The 19,750-nt window shown below is 30.7% G+C and carries 16 protein-coding genes; 7 read left to right on the top strand and 9 right to left on the bottom strand.

The annotated features are described in order from the left end of the window. Positions 1-174 precede the first annotated feature (174 nt). From CLCHR_RS08905 to CLCHR_RS08930, 6 genes are all read right to left on the bottom strand, one after another. Positions 175-369 carry a hypothetical protein gene (locus CLCHR_RS08905; RefSeq protein ID WP_079439355.1) on the bottom strand — a complete coding sequence of 65 codons (195 nt, stop codon included), beginning with the start codon at positions 367-369 and terminating at the stop codon, positions 175-177. A 216-nt stretch (positions 370-585) separates the two neighbouring features. Further along, positions 586-1,824, bottom strand: a complete 1,239-nt coding sequence (locus CLCHR_RS08910; RefSeq protein ID WP_079439356.1) for a 4Fe-4S binding protein — start codon at positions 1,822-1,824, stop codon at positions 586-588. A gap of 336 nt (positions 1,825-2,160) precedes the next feature. Further along, positions 2,161-4,263, bottom strand: coding sequence for an FMN-binding protein (locus CLCHR_RS08915; protein ID WP_079439357.1), 2,103 nt, complete (start codon positions 4,261-4,263; stop codon positions 2,161-2,163). 22 nt (positions 4,264-4,285) lie between these two features. Then, positions 4,286-5,335 (bottom strand): FAD:protein FMN transferase, encoded by a 1,050-nt coding sequence (locus tag CLCHR_RS08920; protein WP_079439358.1) that lies wholly within the window; start codon positions 5,333-5,335, stop codon positions 4,286-4,288. A 250-nt stretch (positions 5,336-5,585) separates the two neighbouring features. After that, a complete protein-coding gene (locus CLCHR_RS08925) occupies positions 5,586-7,172 on the bottom strand; it encodes a sensor histidine kinase (RefSeq protein WP_079439359.1) in 1,587 nt (528 codons plus the stop codon). Next, positions 7,169-7,858, bottom strand: coding sequence for a response regulator transcription factor (locus CLCHR_RS08930; protein ID WP_079439360.1), 690 nt, complete (start codon positions 7,856-7,858; stop codon positions 7,169-7,171). The genes CLCHR_RS08925 and CLCHR_RS08930 overlap by 4 nt, the downstream gene beginning before the upstream one ends. A gap of 221 nt (positions 7,859-8,079) precedes the next feature. Between CLCHR_RS08930 and CLCHR_RS08935 the strand changes: the two genes are divergently transcribed. Next, positions 8,080-8,364, top strand: a complete 285-nt coding sequence (locus CLCHR_RS08935) for a putative quinol monooxygenase (protein ID WP_079439361.1) — start codon at positions 8,080-8,082, stop codon at positions 8,362-8,364. Between the two features lie 712 nt (positions 8,365-9,076). Here CLCHR_RS08935 and sdaAA read toward each other — a convergent pair. From sdaAA to CLCHR_RS08950, 3 genes are all read right to left on the bottom strand, one after another. Next, the gene (sdaAA, locus tag CLCHR_RS08940) at positions 9,077-9,958 is read right to left on the bottom strand and encodes an L-serine ammonia-lyase, iron-sulfur-dependent, subunit alpha (RefSeq protein WP_079439362.1); all 882 of its coding nucleotides are present in this window, start codon (positions 9,956-9,958) and stop codon (positions 9,077-9,079) included. 2 nt (positions 9,959-9,960) lie between these two features. After that, positions 9,961-10,641 carry an L-serine ammonia-lyase, iron-sulfur-dependent subunit beta gene (gene sdaAB, locus CLCHR_RS08945; RefSeq protein WP_079439363.1) on the bottom strand — a complete coding sequence of 227 codons (681 nt, stop codon included), beginning with the start codon at positions 10,639-10,641 and terminating at the stop codon, positions 9,961-9,963. Between the two features lie 360 nt (positions 10,642-11,001). After that, on the bottom strand, positions 11,002-12,657 hold the full coding sequence (locus tag CLCHR_RS08950; RefSeq protein ID WP_079439364.1) for a nucleoside kinase: 1,656 nt from the start codon (positions 12,655-12,657) through the stop codon (positions 11,002-11,004). Between the two features lie 480 nt (positions 12,658-13,137). On the opposite strand from CLCHR_RS08950, the gene CLCHR_RS08955 reads away from it, so the two are divergent. The 6 genes from CLCHR_RS08955 (at position 13,138) to argJ (ending at position 19,677) form a co-directional block, all read left to right on the top strand. After that, a complete protein-coding gene (locus CLCHR_RS08955; RefSeq protein WP_079439365.1) occupies positions 13,138-13,842 on the top strand; it encodes a DUF421 domain-containing protein in 705 nt (234 codons plus the stop codon). Beyond that, positions 13,839-14,219 (top strand): DUF4363 family protein, encoded by a 381-nt coding sequence (locus tag CLCHR_RS08960; protein ID WP_079439366.1) that lies wholly within the window; start codon positions 13,839-13,841, stop codon positions 14,217-14,219. Before CLCHR_RS08955 ends, CLCHR_RS08960 begins: the two co-directional genes overlap by 4 nt. Before the next feature lie 378 nt (positions 14,220-14,597). Further along, positions 14,598-15,821 carry an argininosuccinate synthase gene (locus CLCHR_RS08965; protein WP_079439367.1) on the top strand — a complete coding sequence of 408 codons (1,224 nt, stop codon included), beginning with the start codon at positions 14,598-14,600 and terminating at the stop codon, positions 15,819-15,821. Next, on the top strand, positions 15,821-17,206 hold the full coding sequence (gene argH / locus CLCHR_RS08970; protein WP_079439368.1) for an argininosuccinate lyase: 1,386 nt from the start codon (positions 15,821-15,823) through the stop codon (positions 17,204-17,206). Before CLCHR_RS08965 ends, argH begins: the two co-directional genes overlap by 1 nt. 190 nt (positions 17,207-17,396) lie before the next feature. Beyond that, on the top strand, positions 17,397-18,431 hold the full coding sequence (gene argC, locus CLCHR_RS08975) for an N-acetyl-gamma-glutamyl-phosphate reductase (RefSeq protein WP_079439369.1): 1,035 nt from the start codon (positions 17,397-17,399) through the stop codon (positions 18,429-18,431). A gap of 22 nt (positions 18,432-18,453) precedes the next feature. Then, entirely contained in the window at positions 18,454-19,677 is a 1,224-nt protein-coding gene (argJ, locus tag CLCHR_RS08980; protein WP_079439370.1) for a bifunctional glutamate N-acetyltransferase/amino-acid acetyltransferase ArgJ, read from the top strand. The last annotated feature ends 73 nt before the right edge of the window (positions 19,678-19,750 follow it).

Raw genomic sequence — 19,750 nt, forward strand, 5'->3', positions numbered from 1 at the left:
GAAACATTTTGTTTTTAGTTTTTCTTTGGAATCATTACCATCAAAATTCCTAGAAACCAAAACACAATATGTTACTTATTTGGGTAAGTTACACATAAATCTAAATCTTAAATTTGATATCTATGATAATGTAGAAGGCAAATTCTTCATGTGAGATTTTCACTCACTTGAATATTATTTATTTTTAACTTGTACATAGTATTTACCATATCTTTTAACTGGTTTTATTACCTCAAAACCATTAACAAATTCTCCTATGACTTGATCTTTTGCAACTTCAATTAATATGGTTTTCTTCTTCTCTTTAACTCGTTTTGTTGGTACAAAAGTAGTTTTTTTAACTGCATTATTTCTGCTTTTAGTTGGCATTTTATCTCATACTCCTGCTAATATTATAATCTTGAAATTATTATATTAACTTTTTTCTCTAAATGTGTTACTCTGAACCTATAAATTTAATTCTATATAGTGTCATAAAAAAATTTCTATTTATTACTCTAATTTCTCATTTTTCAATTCTAGTACTTTAAATACTAAAACAAACTACAGATTATATACAACTTAAGATAAATTAGACTATTTTAATTATTTTGCTTGAGTCAAAGCATTTGCTACGGCACTCATAATCCCTTTTGAGCTATAAGTTGCACCTGAAATTGTATCTACTGAGGTTGATTGTTTTGAAATTATGCTCTTTATTATAGTTCCTTCTACTCTTTTATAAAACTTTGGAGTATCTTGATTAGATATAGTTTTTATATTTGATATTTTTCCATCTAATACAGTAACAGAAACCTTAGTGGTTCCTCCTCTATAACCAGTTCCACTTCCTGTGTATGTACCATCTTTATATTCACTTGTAGTATTTTGAGCTGCATTTGAAATTGCAGTTGTTCCATCTTTATAAGTTTGTGAAGAACTATTTTCTAAATTTTCACTACTTGAAATTGTATTGCTATTAACTGAAATTCCTGATTTAGTTACTGCATTTCCAGCGAAGCTAGTAAGTCCATATACACCTAAAAATGTAGCCATTGCCACTGATCCTGTTAACTTAGCATCTAAATCTCTACTAGCTACATTTACATTAGCATTATTTCTATAACATACTTCAGTACATTTTAAGCAGTTAATACAATCGCCACCCTTGACACAATCTACATTATAAAGTGGTAACCCCATCGAACAATTCATTGTGCATGCTCTACATTTACCGCAATCAGCTTTGGGCTTATTAATCTTAACTATTCCAATTTTAGAAGTAATGGAGAATATTGCACCTAAAGGACATAGGTATCTACAGAAAAATCTCTCAATAAATGCTGATCCTATTGTGATTAATATTAAAAATATCAATCCAATAAGTAAGCTTGAAAAAATAGTAGATATATCAGTTATTTGACCAAAAGCATCCCAAGGACTTGTGCTTTCTAGTATACTGCTTCCCATAGTCCATGAAATAGCTATTATAAAAACTAATACTATGTACTTAACGTACTTAAGTACATAATCAACTTTTTCATCTACTCTAAATTTTATCTTGAATACTTTTCTTGATATAAAATATATTAAATCATTATACGCACCAAATGCACATATCCATCCACAGAACCATCTCCCTAATACTATTGTCAAAAGCATAATAGCTATAAATTCCATTAAACTTGGTAATGCTGTAAAAAAGTTAAAATTGCCATTGATAATCATTTGATATACTGTTTTTACTTCACTAAATGTCATTGAATAAAGACCTGGTAACAGAATAAATGAAATCAATTGTACAACATGCCTTATGATCTGCGATCTTTTTATCTTACTTGCCATATTTCCTTCTCCTTTTCTAGCTCTATATCTTTAGCGATAATGAATTTTTATGTTAATTACCATTAATCAAATTTTTACGATTAAGTTTTAATAGAAATATTATTTTCACTTCATTATCTTCTATATTTTAATTTCTTCATTAATTGAATTATAGCAACACAACCTTAATACTCCCTTAATCCAAACTGAGAATTGACTGAGAATTAGCTATCAAAGCTACTATATCAGTGAAGATAAAAGCCAACGAAAAAGATAGTACATGTTGAATTTATCCTTGTTAAGTAATTTATATATCTACTTAACGAGGTTTAGTTCAAACTGTACTATCTCTTTTTATTATTTTGCTTGACTTAAAGCATTTCTTATTGCCTCAATTATACCGTTACTGCTATATGTTGCGCCAGACACGGTGTCTACAGAAGCTGACTGCTTTGAAATCACACTGTTTGTTATTGTTCCTATAGCTCTATTATAATATCTTGAAGTATCTTCATTTGATATAGTACTTATACTTACTATCTTTCCGTTAGTTATAGCAACAGAAATTTTAGTTGTTCCTCCAAAGCCTGATCCACTACCTGCATAAGTTCCATCTTTATATTTCCCCTTACTAGTTGTTCCTCCACTAGTACTTCCACTTGAACCTGTGACTCCTTGGCTTGCTGTTGAGTTAGAAGATGTACCCTTTTGATTTACCACTGGCGGTGGTGTTGCACGTGTTTGCTCTGAAACTGGCGGTGGAGTACTTTTTGAGTTTGCCACTGGTGGTGTTGGTGGTCCGCCCTTAGACGTATTATCGCTAGAAACAGCACTACTAGCATTGCTGCCTGAATCAGGAACACCTGCTTGATTCAATGCATTTTTAACTGCATCTATAATTCCCCTTGAACTAAAAGTGGCCCCCGAAACTGTATTTACAACTGTTGATTGACTTGAAAGCATTTTATTTATTAGAACACCTGAAGCCTTTTGATAAAACTCTGGAGTGTCCCCATAAGATGAAGTTTTAATACTATTCATTTTTCCATTAGCTATAGTAACGGATATTTTAGTTGTTGCACCTTCAAATCCTGTTCCAGTTCCTATATATGTTCCATCTTTAAATTTCGAAGCGGTTACCTTAACACTATCTCCTGTATCTAAGATTTTATCTTTCGAGCTTGCTTCTGGAGCTGGAACTGAAGCTGCTGCTTGATCTTTAGTTTCATTACTATTGTTTGAAGCATCACTGTCTGAATCAGTACCAGATGCTTTTCCTAACGCGTCCTTAACTGCACTTAGGATTCCTTTAGAACTATAAGTCGCTCCTGATACTACATCAACATCTGTTGATTGCTTTGATAGTATTTCTTTTGTTATTATTCCTGATGCTCTCTCAAAATATTGATGATCATCCCCATTTGATAAAATATCGATCTTCGATATTTTTCCATCAGCTATTGTGATGGAAACTTTAGTTGTTCCTCCATTAAACCCTTGACCACTTCCAGTATATATCCCATCTTTATACTTTTGTGAATCATTAGCTAAAGTTGGATTACTTGAATATTCACTACTAGAAACTGCACTATCACTAGAAATTATCCCTGCCTTAGTTAAAGCGTCAACTCCGAAGTTTGTAAATCCATAAACACCTAACATTGCAGCCATTGCCACAGAACCAGTTAATGCAGCATTCAGATCTTGTCCTAGTATATTCGCATTAGCATTATTTCTAGGGCAAACCTCTGTACACTTTAGGCAGTTTATGCAATCTCCACCTTTAACTTTATCAACCTTATAAAGTTGTAATCCCATTGAACAATTCATTGTACACGCTCTACATTTACCACAATCAGCTTTTGGCTTATTAATTTTTGTTATTCCAACCTTAGAAATTATTGAAAATACAGCACCTAAAGGACATAAATATCTGCAGAAAAATCTTTCAATAAAAAATGCTCCTATAGTAATTAAAACTAATAATACAAGTCCAATAAGCAAATTAGAAAGAACAGTTGATATATTAGTTATTTGTCCAAATACATCCCAAGGACTTGTGCTTTCTAAAATATTACTTCCTATTGTCCATGAAATAATTATTATGAATATTAATACCACATATTTTACATATTTAAGTATAGAATCAACTTTTTCATTTACTTTAAATTTACCTTTAAATATCTTTTTTGATATAAAGTATATTAAATCATTATAAGCCCCAAAAGCACACATCCAGCCACAAAACCATCTTCCTGCTATTATGGTTAAAAACATTACTGCCACAAATTCTACTAAGCTTGGTAATGCTTGAAGGAAATTAAAGTTCCCTTTAATAATCATTTCATATACTGTTCTTAATTCACTAAAAGTCATTGCATATAAACCTGGTAATAATAAAAATAATATTAATTGAACACAATATCTTAAAACCTGGGATTTCTTTATTTTCTTAGCCATACTTATTACTCCTTCTCTTATGCTATAGTTCTTCAAAAAATTCGCTATCTGTTAATGTAAAAATACTTTCATCAATGCCTGATGTTTTATATACTTTCTTATCTTCTGTAATAAATATAGCGTCAATCCCCTCTATAGTCTCTATAATCTTCATAGCTTTATCAATGCCAATTATATAAACACCAGTTGATAAGCCATCTCCGTCAATTGAATTATCAGATATAATAGTTGCACTTATGATTTTGCTTTCAGATGGATATCCTGTTTTAGGATCAATTATATGATGAAATCTCTTTCTATCTTTCATAAAATATCTTTCATAATTACCTGAGGTAACTATTGATTTATTCTTTACACTTAATATTCCCACATATTCTCCCCTAGATTTAAATGGGCTTTGAATTCCAACCTTCCAATCTGAACCATCCTCCTTACTTCCGAGAGCAAAAATGTTTCCACCTAAATCAATTAATGCACTTTTAATATTATGCTGGTAAAAAATATCTCTTACTTCATCAGCTGCAAATCCTTTTGCTATTCCCCCAACATCTAAAGCCTGATTATTATTTTTTAGCATTATTGAATTATTTTCTTCATCAAAAATAACATCATTATAGTTTACAAGTTTTAACGTCTTCTCTATTTGCGACTTTTCCGGAATTTTTTCTTCTTTTGTACCTATGCTCCATAACGTTACTAATGGTCTTATTGTTGGATCAAAAGTACCTTCTAAAATTTCACTGTACTCTATAGCCTTTTTAACTACAAAATAAGTATCACTATTTACTTTCTCTGCCATAGTTCCTGCACTCAAATTTACTTTTGATATGTCACTACTTTCTTTAAAAGCTGACATTCTATCATCAATTTCGTTTAGCCTTTCTGTCGCTTTATCTATTGCCATTTGAGCTTTATTTCCACTTGCTCTTAAATTAATCAAAGTTCCAAGAGCATAACTACTATTAGCTACTTCATGTTTTTCATATTTACCCGTCACAAATACAAAAAATAAAATAGCTATTATTATTCCAATCATCACTATGAAAATACTTACTATACTTATAATACTCACCTACCTAAACTATATATGAATCTCCTCATTGTTGAAATTATAACAAAAGAGTCTTAATGTATCCTTAGTGCAAGCTTAGAATTTGCTGAGAATTATATAAAATTCCAGACCCAGATTTTCCTTGACAACGTCTTAATCTAGAGATGCGTTGATATTTTAATCAATAGAATAACTAAATATACTAAAAAAGATGTTGCAAAATAATATAATAAACTTATTTTGTAACATCCTTTCTAAATTTTAGACACAATCAAAAAATATTAAATATATCTGCCTTATTTTGTAATCTTAAATATATTGAAAATGTTGTCCCAACTCCAAGCTCGCTTTCTACGCTGATTTCCCCACGATTGCTATCAATTATTGATTTTACTATAGAAAGCCCTAACCCATATCCTCCTTGTTCCCTAGATCTGTGAGAATCACTTCTGAAAAATCTATCATATATTTTATCTAAATGCTCTTTAGGTATACCAGTCCCATTATCGGATATCTTTAAAACTGCGAAGGTTTTATTTTTGTAATTTTCAATATCTGTAGAAATTGTTATAACACCTTTTTCTTTATCAGTATGAATCACAGCATTTTGGGTTATGTTGAATATGACCTGTTTAATTTGATTTTTATTTATATATACATATATATCGTCCTTCAATTTTAAGTTTAAAGTTCGATCTTTAGAAAGTATCTGGAGTTGAGGGATTATTTCATTTATAATATCATTTAAATTTTCCTTGTTTATTTCAACAACTGGCTGTTGATCTAACTTTGTTAACACCAAAAGATCATTTACCAATTTTGCAAGCCTTTCGCTTTCCATCAATATACTGTTTAGAGCTAAATCTAGTTTTTCCTGATTTTTTGCTGCTCCTCTTAACAATACTTCAACAAAGCCATGAATTGAGGTTAGTGGCGTACGTAATTCATGTGATGCATCAGATACAAAACGTCTCATTTTTTCCTTTATAAACTGTTCTTTTTCAAATGATATCTCTATTCTTTCCAGCATAATATTAAAAGATTTTGATAATCTATCAATTTCTAGTTGACCATTTTCTTCAGCAAGTCTTGTATGTAGATCAGTTACACTTATTCCTTCCACAGTCTCAGTTATCTTATATAACGGCTTCAATGTTCGATTAAAAATAGTAATTCCAAGTATTGTTCCCATTATAAGAATCATGATGGAAAGACTAATGTGTACATACTCCTGTCTGTCTAAAATACTTGTAATATCCTCTATTGGTGTACTCAATTGTATTAGTCCTGAAGATGAATTCAAATCCCCAACCTTCCTAAATGCAACTAATTGCAACTTATTATTAGGATCTTTTACAACTCTGTATGTATGTTCTAAATTTCCACTTTCGTTAGAAATACTAATATAATCTTTTGGAGAAAGTACTGGTACTGGTATTTCTACTATTTTCTTGTCAAGTAAATCTTTATAATCATCGTCTTTGCTATCATCATCGCCATCATCATCATCTTCAGAAATTGAAGAATGGATAATATCTGTGTTTCTAATTTTCAAAAATGGTTCTCCACTCTTATTTATTAGCGCTATGCTCATGTGTTTATCTTCTAACCTCTTTAAAACTTCTTCTGGATTATCTTCAACTATATCTTCTATATCTTCCTCTGATAAATTCTTTAAATCTAATTCATGAAATTTTTGCTGTAAAAGTTGAAGTTTACTCCCATATAAGTATTCTCTCATGCTTATATACTGGAAAATCCCCATTACACTTAATAAAATTAATAATATAATGAGGAAACGAAATAGCAATTGCCATTTCAAACTTTTTATTTTCAGTTTATTTCTTACTTTCTTCATTGTGCCACCATTTTATACCCTACGCCACGCACCGTCCTTATAATATTATGCTCCTTATCATCTATCTTATCTCTTAAGTATCTAATATATACTTCAACAATGTTCTCTTCTCCATTAAAGTCATATCCCCATACCTTTTCAAGTATTAATGATTTACTTAAAGCCATTCCATTATTCATAATCAAAAACTTCAATAAATTATATTGTGTTGGGGGTAGTTCTAAGATTCTTCCGCAATAAGTCATTTCATGAGCCTTATCATCTATAGTAAAATTCCCAACACTTGTAATACTATTTAACTCAGGAAAACTATTCCTTATTCTTGCATTAATACGTGCTAGAAGTTCCTTAAAGCTAAAAGGCTTTGCCATATAATCATCAGCCCCAATATCTAATCCTTTTACCTTATCATCTACTTCATCTAAAGCTGTAAGCATAATGATCGATGCTTTTGTAGACCTTTTTATAATAGAACATACTTCATATCCATCCATTCCTGGTAACATGACATCTAATATAACGATATTAGGATTTACTTTATTAGCTAGTTCAATTGCATCATTTCCATTTAAGGCTGTGTACACTATGTATCCCTCTGATTCTAATCCCATTTGTATAAAATCAATTATACTTTTTTCATCGTCTACTACAAGAATAGTAATTTGCTCTCTTCCCATCAAATTCATATTAACTCCTCTTCTAAAAATATTATGGCTTATATACTGAATAAAATCGGCAATTTTATAGTTAATTATATACAAATTAAGATACCTAAACAATAATTAGTTACTTTATGACTTAATATAATGCTAATTAATCTATGGTCATTATTCCATATATTAGTTACACAAATTGTTATCAAATGATATACTAAACTATATAAAAAAATAGAAATGGGGAAATTACTATGATAAAAATAGTAGCAAAGAGTGTTATTAAAACTGAAGAAAAAGACAACTACCTTCAATTAGCGAAAGATTTAATTGATAAAAGTAGACAAGAATCTGGCTGTATCTCTTATAGCCTATTTCAAGATATAAATGATGAATCCGTATTTACCTTCATAGAAGAATGGCAAGATCAGAAAGCAATCGAGTTACATAATAGTAGTGAACATTTTAAAAGAATAGTTCCTTTATTAGCTAAATTTCGTGTAGGTAGCGGAGAAGTAAATCTATATAAGGAAATATAGAATCCCAATCGCTATAATACACATCTTAAAGGTATTGTGTAGCACCGAAATATAAAAATACTTGCAGTAAGAGATTAATTTAAGTTTACTGCTGAACAACCGAAAGTGGATATATGTGTTTACTCCGGTTCCTTGAAGATTTTGCTGGATGATTCTAAGAATATAAGTTGTGCCCAAAGTGCTTGCTTCAAGGACTACGCCTTGAACAAGCACATTTGGAACAACTTATATTCTAAGAATCATAGCCAGTAAAATCTTCTGATGAACACTGCGTAAAAACATATATCCACTTTCTTTGTTTAATAGTAAGCTTAAATAGCGATATATTTATACAAGTATTTTTACATTTTTCTGATTACAGTACCTTTAATGAATATTCAAGTCTTTTCATACAGTCTATATATTTATAATACAATACTCATATATTCTTTAGTATGTATATGTGAAATAATAAAAGTGGTAGCAAAACAAAGAAATAGAATACATATATGTGGAGTCAGGCATTGAAAAATAAGCTGCTAGAATATCTTAATGGGAAGTTGTTCCACTTTTGCTTGTCCTGTGCTTGTCACAGGAACACGCAGATGTGGTGCAACTTTCCATTTAGATATTCACAGTGAAATTTTTCACAGTCCTGCGGAACATATATGTATTCTATTTCGTTTGTTCATTGCTTCACTTTAAGTGCTTCACAATACCTTTAGTCTATGTATTATTTTTCTTTTCCAAAAACTTGCTCTTTCAATTTTAGGCCTTCTTTAGTTATAGCTATTCCACCTAAAGCCGTTTCTCTAAGAGATTCTGGCAAGCTCTTTCCAACTTTATACATTGCGCTCACTGTATCATCAAATGGTATTTTGGATGCTACTCCTGCCATCACCATATCCGCCATGCATAATGCTGTTATAGCTCCTTGGGCATTTCTCTTAGCACAAGGAATTTCAACAAGTCCTGCTACTGGATCACAGACAAGGCCTAGAACATTCTTTATTACTATAGCGGCTGCGTTTAAACTCATTTCCGGAGTTCCACCCATCATTTCTACTACAGCGGCTGCTCCCATGGCAGATGCTGATCCACATTCTGCTTGGCATCCACCTTCTGCACCTGCTAATGTTGCGTTTAATGCTATTATCATTCCAACTGATGTAGCTGCAAATAAACCATTTATAAGCCCATCTTCATCTAAACCAAGCTTATTGCCCGCACTTAAAATCACTGCGGGCAATATCCCGCAGGACCCTGCTGTTGGACATGCAACAATTTTTCCCATTGACGCATTAACTTCTGAGGATGAGAGCGCCATAGCCATGGCCATATTAGTTACATCTCCAGTTAGAGCGCCACCTTTTTTAATGTAGTTATGTATTTTAAAAGCGTCTCCACCAATAAGTCCGCTTACTGAATAAACTTCTTTCTCCATACCTTCATTAGCTGCTGAAATCATAACTTTTAAGTTTTTTCTCATTTTCTCAACTACTTCTTCTCTTGTTAATCCTTTTTCCTCTATCTCAAATCTCAATGCATATTCACCTAATGAAATATTATATTTATTACATATCTCTAATAATTCTTCTCCTGTTTTTGCGATCATTATTACTCCACTTCCTTTGCCGGGCTTATTGAAATCACCTTATGTACTAACTCAATATTTTCAATTTGTTTTATTACGTTATCACTTACTTTGTTATCCATCTCAAAAATCATTATAGCCTCTTCACCTCTTTGGTGTCTAAAGACTCTCATAAAAGCTACATTTATGTTTTCACAATAAAGTATACTTGTCACTTTATTAATTGCTCCTGGTGCATCTTTATGGGCTATAATCAAAGTCTCATACATTCCAGTAAAATCTACTTCATTATCATTCACTCTAGTAATTTTAATATTCCCTCCACCTATAGATGATCCCATAACCTCACAATATTTATCATTTGTAGTACGCATAATAAATTTCACTGTATTAGGGTGTACATCCCCTAAATCCATTTCTTTAAATAAGAAATTAATGTTCTTTTCTTTTGCTATATCAATTGAATATCTAAGCTTTTCATCACTTGGTTCCATTCCTAGAATACCTGCAACTAATGCCCTATCTGTTCCATGCCCTTTATATGTCTTGGCAAAAGAACCATGTAATAAAAACGTTACCTCTGCTATGTCTCCACCAGCAATACTCCTAGCTATTTTCCCAAGTCTTGCAGCTCCTGCTGTATGTGAACTTGATGGTCCTATCATTATTGGCCCTAATATATCAAAAACTCCTACGTTTTTCATTAACTTACTACTCCCTTTTCTTTTCTAGGTATATTCTATCTTTAGTTTGGGTGATTTTACATTTATTAAATCACAAATTAAAGGTATTGTGAAGCACTTAAAGTGAAGCAATGAACAACAGAAATAGAATACATATATGTATTCTATTTCTATGTATTGCGATTACTTTAAGAGTTTCACAGATACCTTTTGTGATTTCAGATGTTTCTTGTATTTCAAGCATATCAATTATATTCAATATTGTAAATATCATCCATCAAGGATATTGATAATCGAAGAAAAATAAAAATACTTGCATGAATATAGTCTTAATTTAAGTTTACTGCAAGTATTTTTATATTTTGCTAATACACAATACCTTTAATACTCGTAGAAAACTGATCCACCTATAAATTCTCTTAAAAGAGAATTCTTTGGCACCTCATCAACATTAATTTCTTTAAAGAAACTTAGGAAAGACTTCAATCTTATTGCCTCTGAATATACAGAACTTTCTTCACCTATTTTATTTAATTCTTCTAATGCATAAGGCTTCAACACCCCAAGTTCATAAACTAACGTAGAATTAAAGGCAACATCGGCTTCCTCTTGATAAACAAATATATTATTTTTTTCGCCTCTTTTTATAGATTTCCACATCTTTAATGTATCTTCTGCTTTATATCCCCTTGATAAGGAATCCCTAACGATTCTCCTAACCTTTCTTACATCTGTCGTTGAAATTCTATTATGGTTATCTATATTTAATTGAGTTAGTGCAGATATATATATTTTAAAAACCTTACTATTTAAATTGTTTGAAATTAATGCTGGATTTAATCCATGAATTCCTTCAAGAATTAATACACCATTTTTAGGAACTTTAACTTTATAGTCTTTCCATTCCTTTTCTCCAGTTTTAAAATTATAAATAGGAAGATCTACATCTTCCCCTCTCATTAATCCTTCTAGGTTCTTATTTAGTAGTTCTAAATCTAAAGCATCAATTGATTCGTAATCATATTCACCATTTTCATCCTTAGGAGTATCCACTCGGTTAACAAAGTAATTATCCAAAGATAATGGTATAGGTATTAGGCCATTTACCTTGAGCTGTATGCTCAATCTATTTGCAAAAGTAGTTTTCCCCGAAGAGGATGGTCCGGCAATAAATATAATTTTTACATCTTTTCGATTTAATATTTCATCAGCAATATTGGCAATCTTCTTTTCATGTAGCCCTTCTGAAATCATTATTATATCTCTTAATTCATTATTTTTGACTTTTTCATTTAAAGTTCCGACATCTTCTATTCCTAATATATTTAACCATCTTTGTGTTTCTATGAAAATCTTCGTTAGGCTTTTCTCTTCTCTAAACTCAGCAAGTTCACTTAAATTTTTTCTTTCTGGTATTTGCAGAATGAAGCCTGATTCGTATTTAAATACATCAAAAATATTTATTATTCCTGTAGAATAGCCCATAGGACCATAAAAATAGTCATACCTTCCCTCCAGTTCATAAAGATGAACATATTGTATGTCATGATATTTTAAAAGTTTAACTTTATCCTCCATTTTATATCCTGTAAAAATATTTATCGCTTCTTCCTTAGAAGTCCTAAAGCTTTTTATTGGAATATCCTTATTTATTATTTCCTGCATTTTTACTTTTATTTTGTCTATATCACCTTTACTTAACATCTTCTCTTTATGGACTTCTCCATAAACAGCATCACTTATAGCATGGTCAATAGTTATTTTTGATCCCGGGAATAAATCTAAGGCTACTTTTATAAAAATAAATTGTAGTGTCCTAGTATAAATTTTCATTCCTAGTTCAGTTTCAAATCCTATTAGCTCTACATCTCCATCATCTTCTATCACTTCAGTTAATTCATGATATTTCCCGTTTAGCTTACATATAGCTACGTCTTTGGCTATACCTTTATAGCTATCAATAATTAACTCATAAAATGTTAATCCTTTTTTGGCTTTAATATTCAAATCTTTTAGTTCAATCCCTTTATCAATCATATTATCCAAACCTTTCCTTTCAACAAATTAATTTTATGAGTACCTAATTAATTTAATTTTCTTCACTAAAATATATGTTACTCTCAATTATTAATTTTAAATTCTTAATTTTTTTAAGTTTTCAGCACCAAATTAATGGTTTCAAATATATTATATACATTTTTAATAAAAAGGATAAACTTTTTTATTAGGTCTATGTAAGAGACTAGCAATTCAAAACTTACCAAGAAATATTCTTGTATGTAATATAGCTGCTTTTTTATAGGTGAAATAATCCTGATTGCAGCATGGCTGCTTTTCTCATAGGTAGAATGATCCTAATTGCAACATAGCTGCTCTTTTTATAGGTGAGATGATCCTGATTGCAGCATAGCTGCTTTTTCTAAGGCGAAATGATCCGAATTGCAGCATAGCTGCTCTTTTCTAAGGTGTGTATATTAATTTATTTTTTGCAGATATTATTTTCGAGGTGATTTTTTAATGTTTGTGGTATCAATTAGAACTGCGATTTTATACTTGCTAGTTGTAGTAACGATGCGATTAATGGGTAAACGACAGATAGGCGAACTTCAACCATATGAGTTCGTAATAACAATTATGATTTCAGATTTAGCATCCTTGCCTATGCAAGATACGAGATTGCCATTATTACTAGGAATTATCCCTATCATAACTTTATTGTTTTTAAAAACAATTCTGACTCAGCTGGGATTGAAATTTCAAAGTACAAGAAAACTTGTTGATGGTGAGCCATGCATCTTAATAAACAAAGGGAAAATCAATTATCAAACCCTTAAGAAGCAGCAATTAAACATAGATGAATTATTAGAAGAATTACGCCTTTTAAATTATTTTAATCTTGATGAAATTCAATACGCAATACTAGAAAACGATGGACAAATATCGATACTTCCCATGGATTATAATTCTTCTAAAAAATCCAACTCAACTTCTGGAAATAACTCTAAAAATTCTGAAGTTAAATTACCTAGAATATTAATTTCTGATGGTAAAATACATAAAAACTCTATTATTTCTATGAATAAAGATGAAAAATGGATAAATGTTTTATTAAAAAAATATAATATTTCTTCAATAAAACATGTACTTATTGCTTCATATGATACTGAAGGCAATTTTAAATACCAACTTTTTGATGAATATGAGAAGGAGGCTAAAAAATGAGAAATGCAATATTATCAATCCTTATATTTATCTTAACAATTACCTGTGTTTATTTTTTAAATAATTCAATTCTCAAATTATGTGATAATATCAGCTCACAAGCTGAAGATATAGAATCTAAAATCACCAGTGATAAAATGGAAGAAGCTTATTCTCAATCTCTTGAATTATTAAACTTTATTGAAGAAAATAATAATATAACTTCTATTTATCTTAGTCATCAAGAGTTTGATAATTTATTAGATGAATCTGTAAGATTATGTACATACCTAGTTCATGAAAATGCAACAGATGCGCATACATCTTTACATTTAGTAAAACACAGTATCGAGCATATAAAGAAGCTGCAAATGCCAAACTTCGAGAATATACTTTAAATTGGTGTTTTTATAATTTTATCCGAAATTAATTTAAAGAATATATTCCTATATAAATATGCAGTTTCTGCATATCCTTATGCACGATTTAATTTCATGCATAAAAATTAAAATTTTATGCATATTTTTTATTCATTATGCATTGTATTTATTTTATTATGTATATTTTTAATGTTTTTATGAATATTTTTTCTTTTTTCACTTGATTATTTTTTCATAAAACTGTATAATTATAAACATCAAATGAGATTAGAAAATTATATTAATTTATCCAGGTGTATTCCAAAAATAACAGCCCAGCATGTTTGTATATTTGGGGGACTGTTATTTTATCTTATATGCCTGATATTTTCTATTATATTGAGGAGGGCTTTTAAAATGACAAAGTATAACAAAGTAGTTTTAGCTTATTCAGGAGGCTTAGATACATCTATTATTATTCCATGGCTTAAAGAAAATTACGGATGCGAAGTTATAGCAGTATGCGGTAATGTAGGTCAAAAGGATGAATTGGACGGATTAGAAGAAAAAGCAATAAAAACAGGGGCATCAAAATTATATATAGAAGATTTAACTCAAGAATTTGTTGATGATTATATCTTCCCTACAATTCAAGCTGGTGCTATATATGAAGGAAAATACCTTCTTGGAACTTCATTCGCTAGACCAATAATAGGAAAAAGGTTAGTTGAAATTGCTAAAGCAGAAGGAGCAGATGCAATTTGCCACGGATGCACAGGTAAAGGAAATGACCAAGTAAGATTTGAAATGGCAGTTAAAGCATTTGCTCCAGAAATGCCAATAATAGCTCCATGGAGAATTTGGGACATTAAATCAAGAGAAGATGAAATTGAATATGCAGAAGCTAAAAATGTTCCATTAAAAATAAATCGTGAAACAAACTATAGTAAAGATAAAAACATCTGGCATTTAAGCCATGAAGGTTTAGATTTAGAGTTTCCTGAAAATGAACCACAATATGAAAAGATTTTAGAACTTTGTAAGTCATTAGAAGCTGCTCCAAACGAAGCAACTTATATTACATTGTCTTTTGAAAAAGGAATTGCAGTTAGCTTAAATGGTAAAAAAATGAACAGTGTTGAATTACTAGATGAATTAAACAAAATTGGTGGAGAAAATGCTATTGGTATTACTGACATGGTAGAAAACAGACTTGTTGGTATGAAATCAAGAGGTGTTTATGAAACTCCAGGTGGAACTATTCTTTACAAAGCTCACAAAGACTTAGAAGAACTTTGCCTAGATAGAGAAACTGCTCATTATAAAGAGCAAATAGCTCTGAAATTTGCTGATTTAGTGTATAACGGTCAATGGTTTACTCCTCTTAGAGAAGCATTAACTGAATTCATTAATAAAACTCAAGAAACAGTTACAGGAGAAATTAAATTAAAATTATATAAAGGAAATATTGTCAATGCCGGAATGACTTCACCTTATTCATTATATAGTGAAGAATATGCAACTTTTGGAGAAGATGGAGTATACGATCAAAAGGATTCTGCTGGATTCATAAATCTATATGGTCTTCCAACAGTTGTAAGAGCTAAAATGCAAGAAAAAATTAAGAAAGAGGAAATGTAATGAAGCTTTGGGGCGGACGATTCAAAAAAGGCACTGACAAATTAGTTAATGATTTTAATTCTTCTATAAATGTTGATAGCAGAATGTATAAAGAAGATATTGAAGGAAGTCTTGCTCATGCTTCGATGCTTGGGAATCAAAATATAATTTCTAAAGAAGCTAGTGATAGGATTACTTCTGGTCTTCTAGAAATATTAAAAAGAATGGATAATGGAGTTATAGAAATTGATGAAACTTCGGAAGATATCCATAGCTTTGTTGAAGGTACTTTAACATATTACATTGGTGAATATGGAAAAATGCTTCATACTGGCAGAAGTAGAAACGACCAAGTAACTTTAGATTTAAGATTATATTTAAAGAAAGCTATAAAGTCATTAAACCAAGATATCATAGCTTTGGAAGAAGTTCTTTTGGAAAAAGCTACGGAAAACATAGGTACAATAATGCCTGGATATACTCATATGCAAAAGGCTCAGCCAATTACATTTGCTCATCATCTTTTAGCTTATGCTGAAATGTTTAAAAGAGATCTAGGAAGGCTTTCTGATTGCTATAAACGTGTTGATGAGATGCCGCTTGGATCTGGCGCACTAGCAACATCTACATACCCTATTGATAGAGAAGCTGTTGCTCGTGATCTTGGTTTTTCAAAAGTTACACTAAACAGTTTAGATTCTGTATCTGATAGAGATTACGCTATTGAAACACTTTCATGTCTTTCAATGATAATGATGCATTTATCAAGATTTTCAGAGGAAATAATTCTTTGGTGTACTAATGAGTTTAGCTTTATCGAACTTGATGATGGTTATAGTACTGGAAGTAGCATTATGCCTCAAAAGAAGAATCCTGATGTTGCAGAATTAGTTAGAGGTAAGACTGGTAGAGTTTACGGAGATCTTATGACTTTACTTACTGTTATGAAAGGAATTCCTCTTGCTTATAATAAAGATATGCAAGAAGATAAAGAAGCTCTATTTGATGGATTAGATACAGTTGTTCTTTCACTTAAAACTTTCTGCGGAATGATTAAAACAATGAAAGTTAAGAAAGAAAATATGAGAAAAGGTGCTGGTCTTGGATTTACTAATGCTACTGACGTAGCTGACTACCTAGTAAAAAAAGGTATGGCATTTAGAAACGCTCATGAAATCGTTGGGGAAATAGTTCTACAATGCATAAAAGATAATAAGATGATTGAAGAACTAACTATGGAAGAATTTAAAAACTTCTCTCCTATCTTTGAAGAAGATATCTATCATGCTATAGATTTACTAACTTGTGTAGAAGAACGTAAAGTTATCGGAGGTCCTTCTACAGAATCAGTAAAAATGCAAATTACTGCATTAGAAAATTTTATAGCTGAACATAAAGAAGTTTAATAAATATGATTACTTATTAAAGAAGAAATTTATTTAAGGTTTCTTCTTTAATAAGAACTTTCAATTGTCTATGAAATTTCTAACATGAAATTTTATAGACAATTGAAATATTATTGTTAAAAATTAAGATGCAGAAAAATAATATACTATTATTCACTCTGTAATTTAATAAAAAGGGGGCTATTTAAAAGTGATTAAAATCGGAATAATTGGTGCTACAGGATATGTAGGTGCTGAACTTTTAAGATTATTATTATCTCACCCAAAGGTTGAAGTTGCAGCTTTAAGCTCAGTTTCCTTTGAGGGTCAAGAGATTAGCAATATATATAAAAATTTCTTAAGTAAAACAAATTTAATTTGTGAATCTGCTGATGATGTTGTTGAAAAGTGCGATGTGATCTTCACTGCCCTACCTCATGGATTAAGTGAAGATATTGCTAAAAAAGCACTAGATAATAAAAAAATCTGTATTGATATGGGTGCCGATTTCAGATTATCCAGCGAAGAAGAATACGAAAAATGGTATGGAAAAAAATTCACACAACCTGAAATACATTCAGACAGTGTTTATGGCCTTCCAGAATTAAATAGAGATAAGATCAAGGAATGTTCTTTAGTTGCTAATCCTGGTTGCTATCCAACAACTATAGAATTAGGATTAATGCCATTACTTAAGAACTCATTAATAAAATTAGATAACATTATTTGTGATTCTAAATCTGGAACTACAGGTGCTGGAAGAGGCTTAACCTTAAATACTCACTTTCCAGAAGAAAATGAAACTTTTGCACCTTATAAAGTAGGAGCTCATAGACATACACCTGAAATTGAAGAAACATTATCTGCTATGGCAGAAGATAAAGTGAATATAACATTTACTCCTCACCTACTTCCAATTAATAGAGGCATAGTTTCAACGATTTATTGCATTCCAAAAGATAAAGTAAATCTTGAAGAAATTCATAAATTATATACAGAGTTTTATAAAGATGAACCTTTCGTAAATGTACTTCCACTTGGTGATACAGCTTCAATAAAAAATGTACGATTAACAAATGATTGTCATATATCTCTACACTTAAATCATAGGGAAGATCAAATCATTGTTATTAGTACAATAGATAATATGGTTAAAGGCGCTTCCGGACAAGCAATTCAAAACATGAATATAATTTTAGGTTTTGATGAAGCAGAAGGATTAAATCTAATTGCACCGGCATTTTAGTCAATTAAAGGGGGTTATAAATTTGGATATAAAATATATAGATGGTGGAGTTACAGCTCCTAACGGTTTCTTAGCTTCTGGTATACACTGTGGATTAAAGCCAGGAAGCTTAAAAAAGGATTTAGCTCTGATTTATTCAGAAATCCCTGCTGCTGCAGCAGGAATGTATACTAAAAATAAAGTTAAAGGTGCTCCTATTTATATTACAAAAGAGCATTTATCAAACAAAAAGGCGCAAGCAATAATAATAAATAGTGGTAATGCAAACACTTGTAATGGTGATGATGGATTACATAAAGCTAAGAAGATGACATCTCTACAAGCTAAAGAATTAAACTTAAAAACAGATGAAGTTTTAGTTGCATCTACAGGGGTAATTGGGGTTCCTTTAAATATAGATGCTATTAAAAATGGTATTCCAATGCTTACTAAAAATCTATCTAAAGATGGATCTAATGATGCATCTTTAGCTATAATGACAACAGATACTTTTCAAAAGCAATTAGCTTTAGAATTTTATTTAGGAGATAAAAAAATCACTATTGGTTCAATGGCAAAAGGCTCTGGTATGATTGAGCCAAATATGGGAACAATGCTTTCTTTTATTACAACTGATCTTTCTATCGCTCCAGAATTGCTGCATGAAGCGCTCCAATCAAGTGTTGGTTTAACTTATAACAGAGTCAGCGTTGATGGAGATACAAGTACTAATGATATGGTATTAATTTTAGCTAATGGTTTAGCTGAAAATCCTACTATAACTGAAAAAGATGAAAGCTATAATACTTTCTTAAGTGCCCTTACTGAATTAAATACAATTATGGCTAAAAATATAGCTAAAGATGGTGAAGGTGCTACAAAACTATTAGAATGTCAAATAATCGGTGCAAAGAATGAAAAAGATGCTGTTGTTCTAGGTAAAAGTGTTATCAATTCTAGTTTAGTAAAGACTGCAATGTTTGGTAGTGATGCAAACTGGGGAAGAATTCTTTGTGCACTTGGATATGCAAATATTGATTTCGATCCTGAAAAAGTTGATGTTGCCTTCGAAAGTACGGCTGGCTCAATAAAAGTTTGCGAAGCAGGTAGCTCTTTACCTTTCGATGAAGATATTGCAAAGAAAGTTCTTAGTGAAAATGAAGTAATTATTAAAATTAACTTATCATTAGGTGGTTACAGCGCTTATGTTTGGGGTTGCGATCTAAGCTATGAATATGTGAAAATAAATGGCGACTATAGGAGTTAATCCTAAATTATAGATTAATAAATTTTAGATTTATTTTAATGTACAGTTCATAATTTTTTAATTATGAACTGTA

Source organism: Clostridium chromiireducens (assembly GCF_002029255.1).
Classification (GTDB): domain Bacteria; phylum Bacillota; class Clostridia; order Clostridiales; family Clostridiaceae; genus Clostridium; species Clostridium chromiireducens.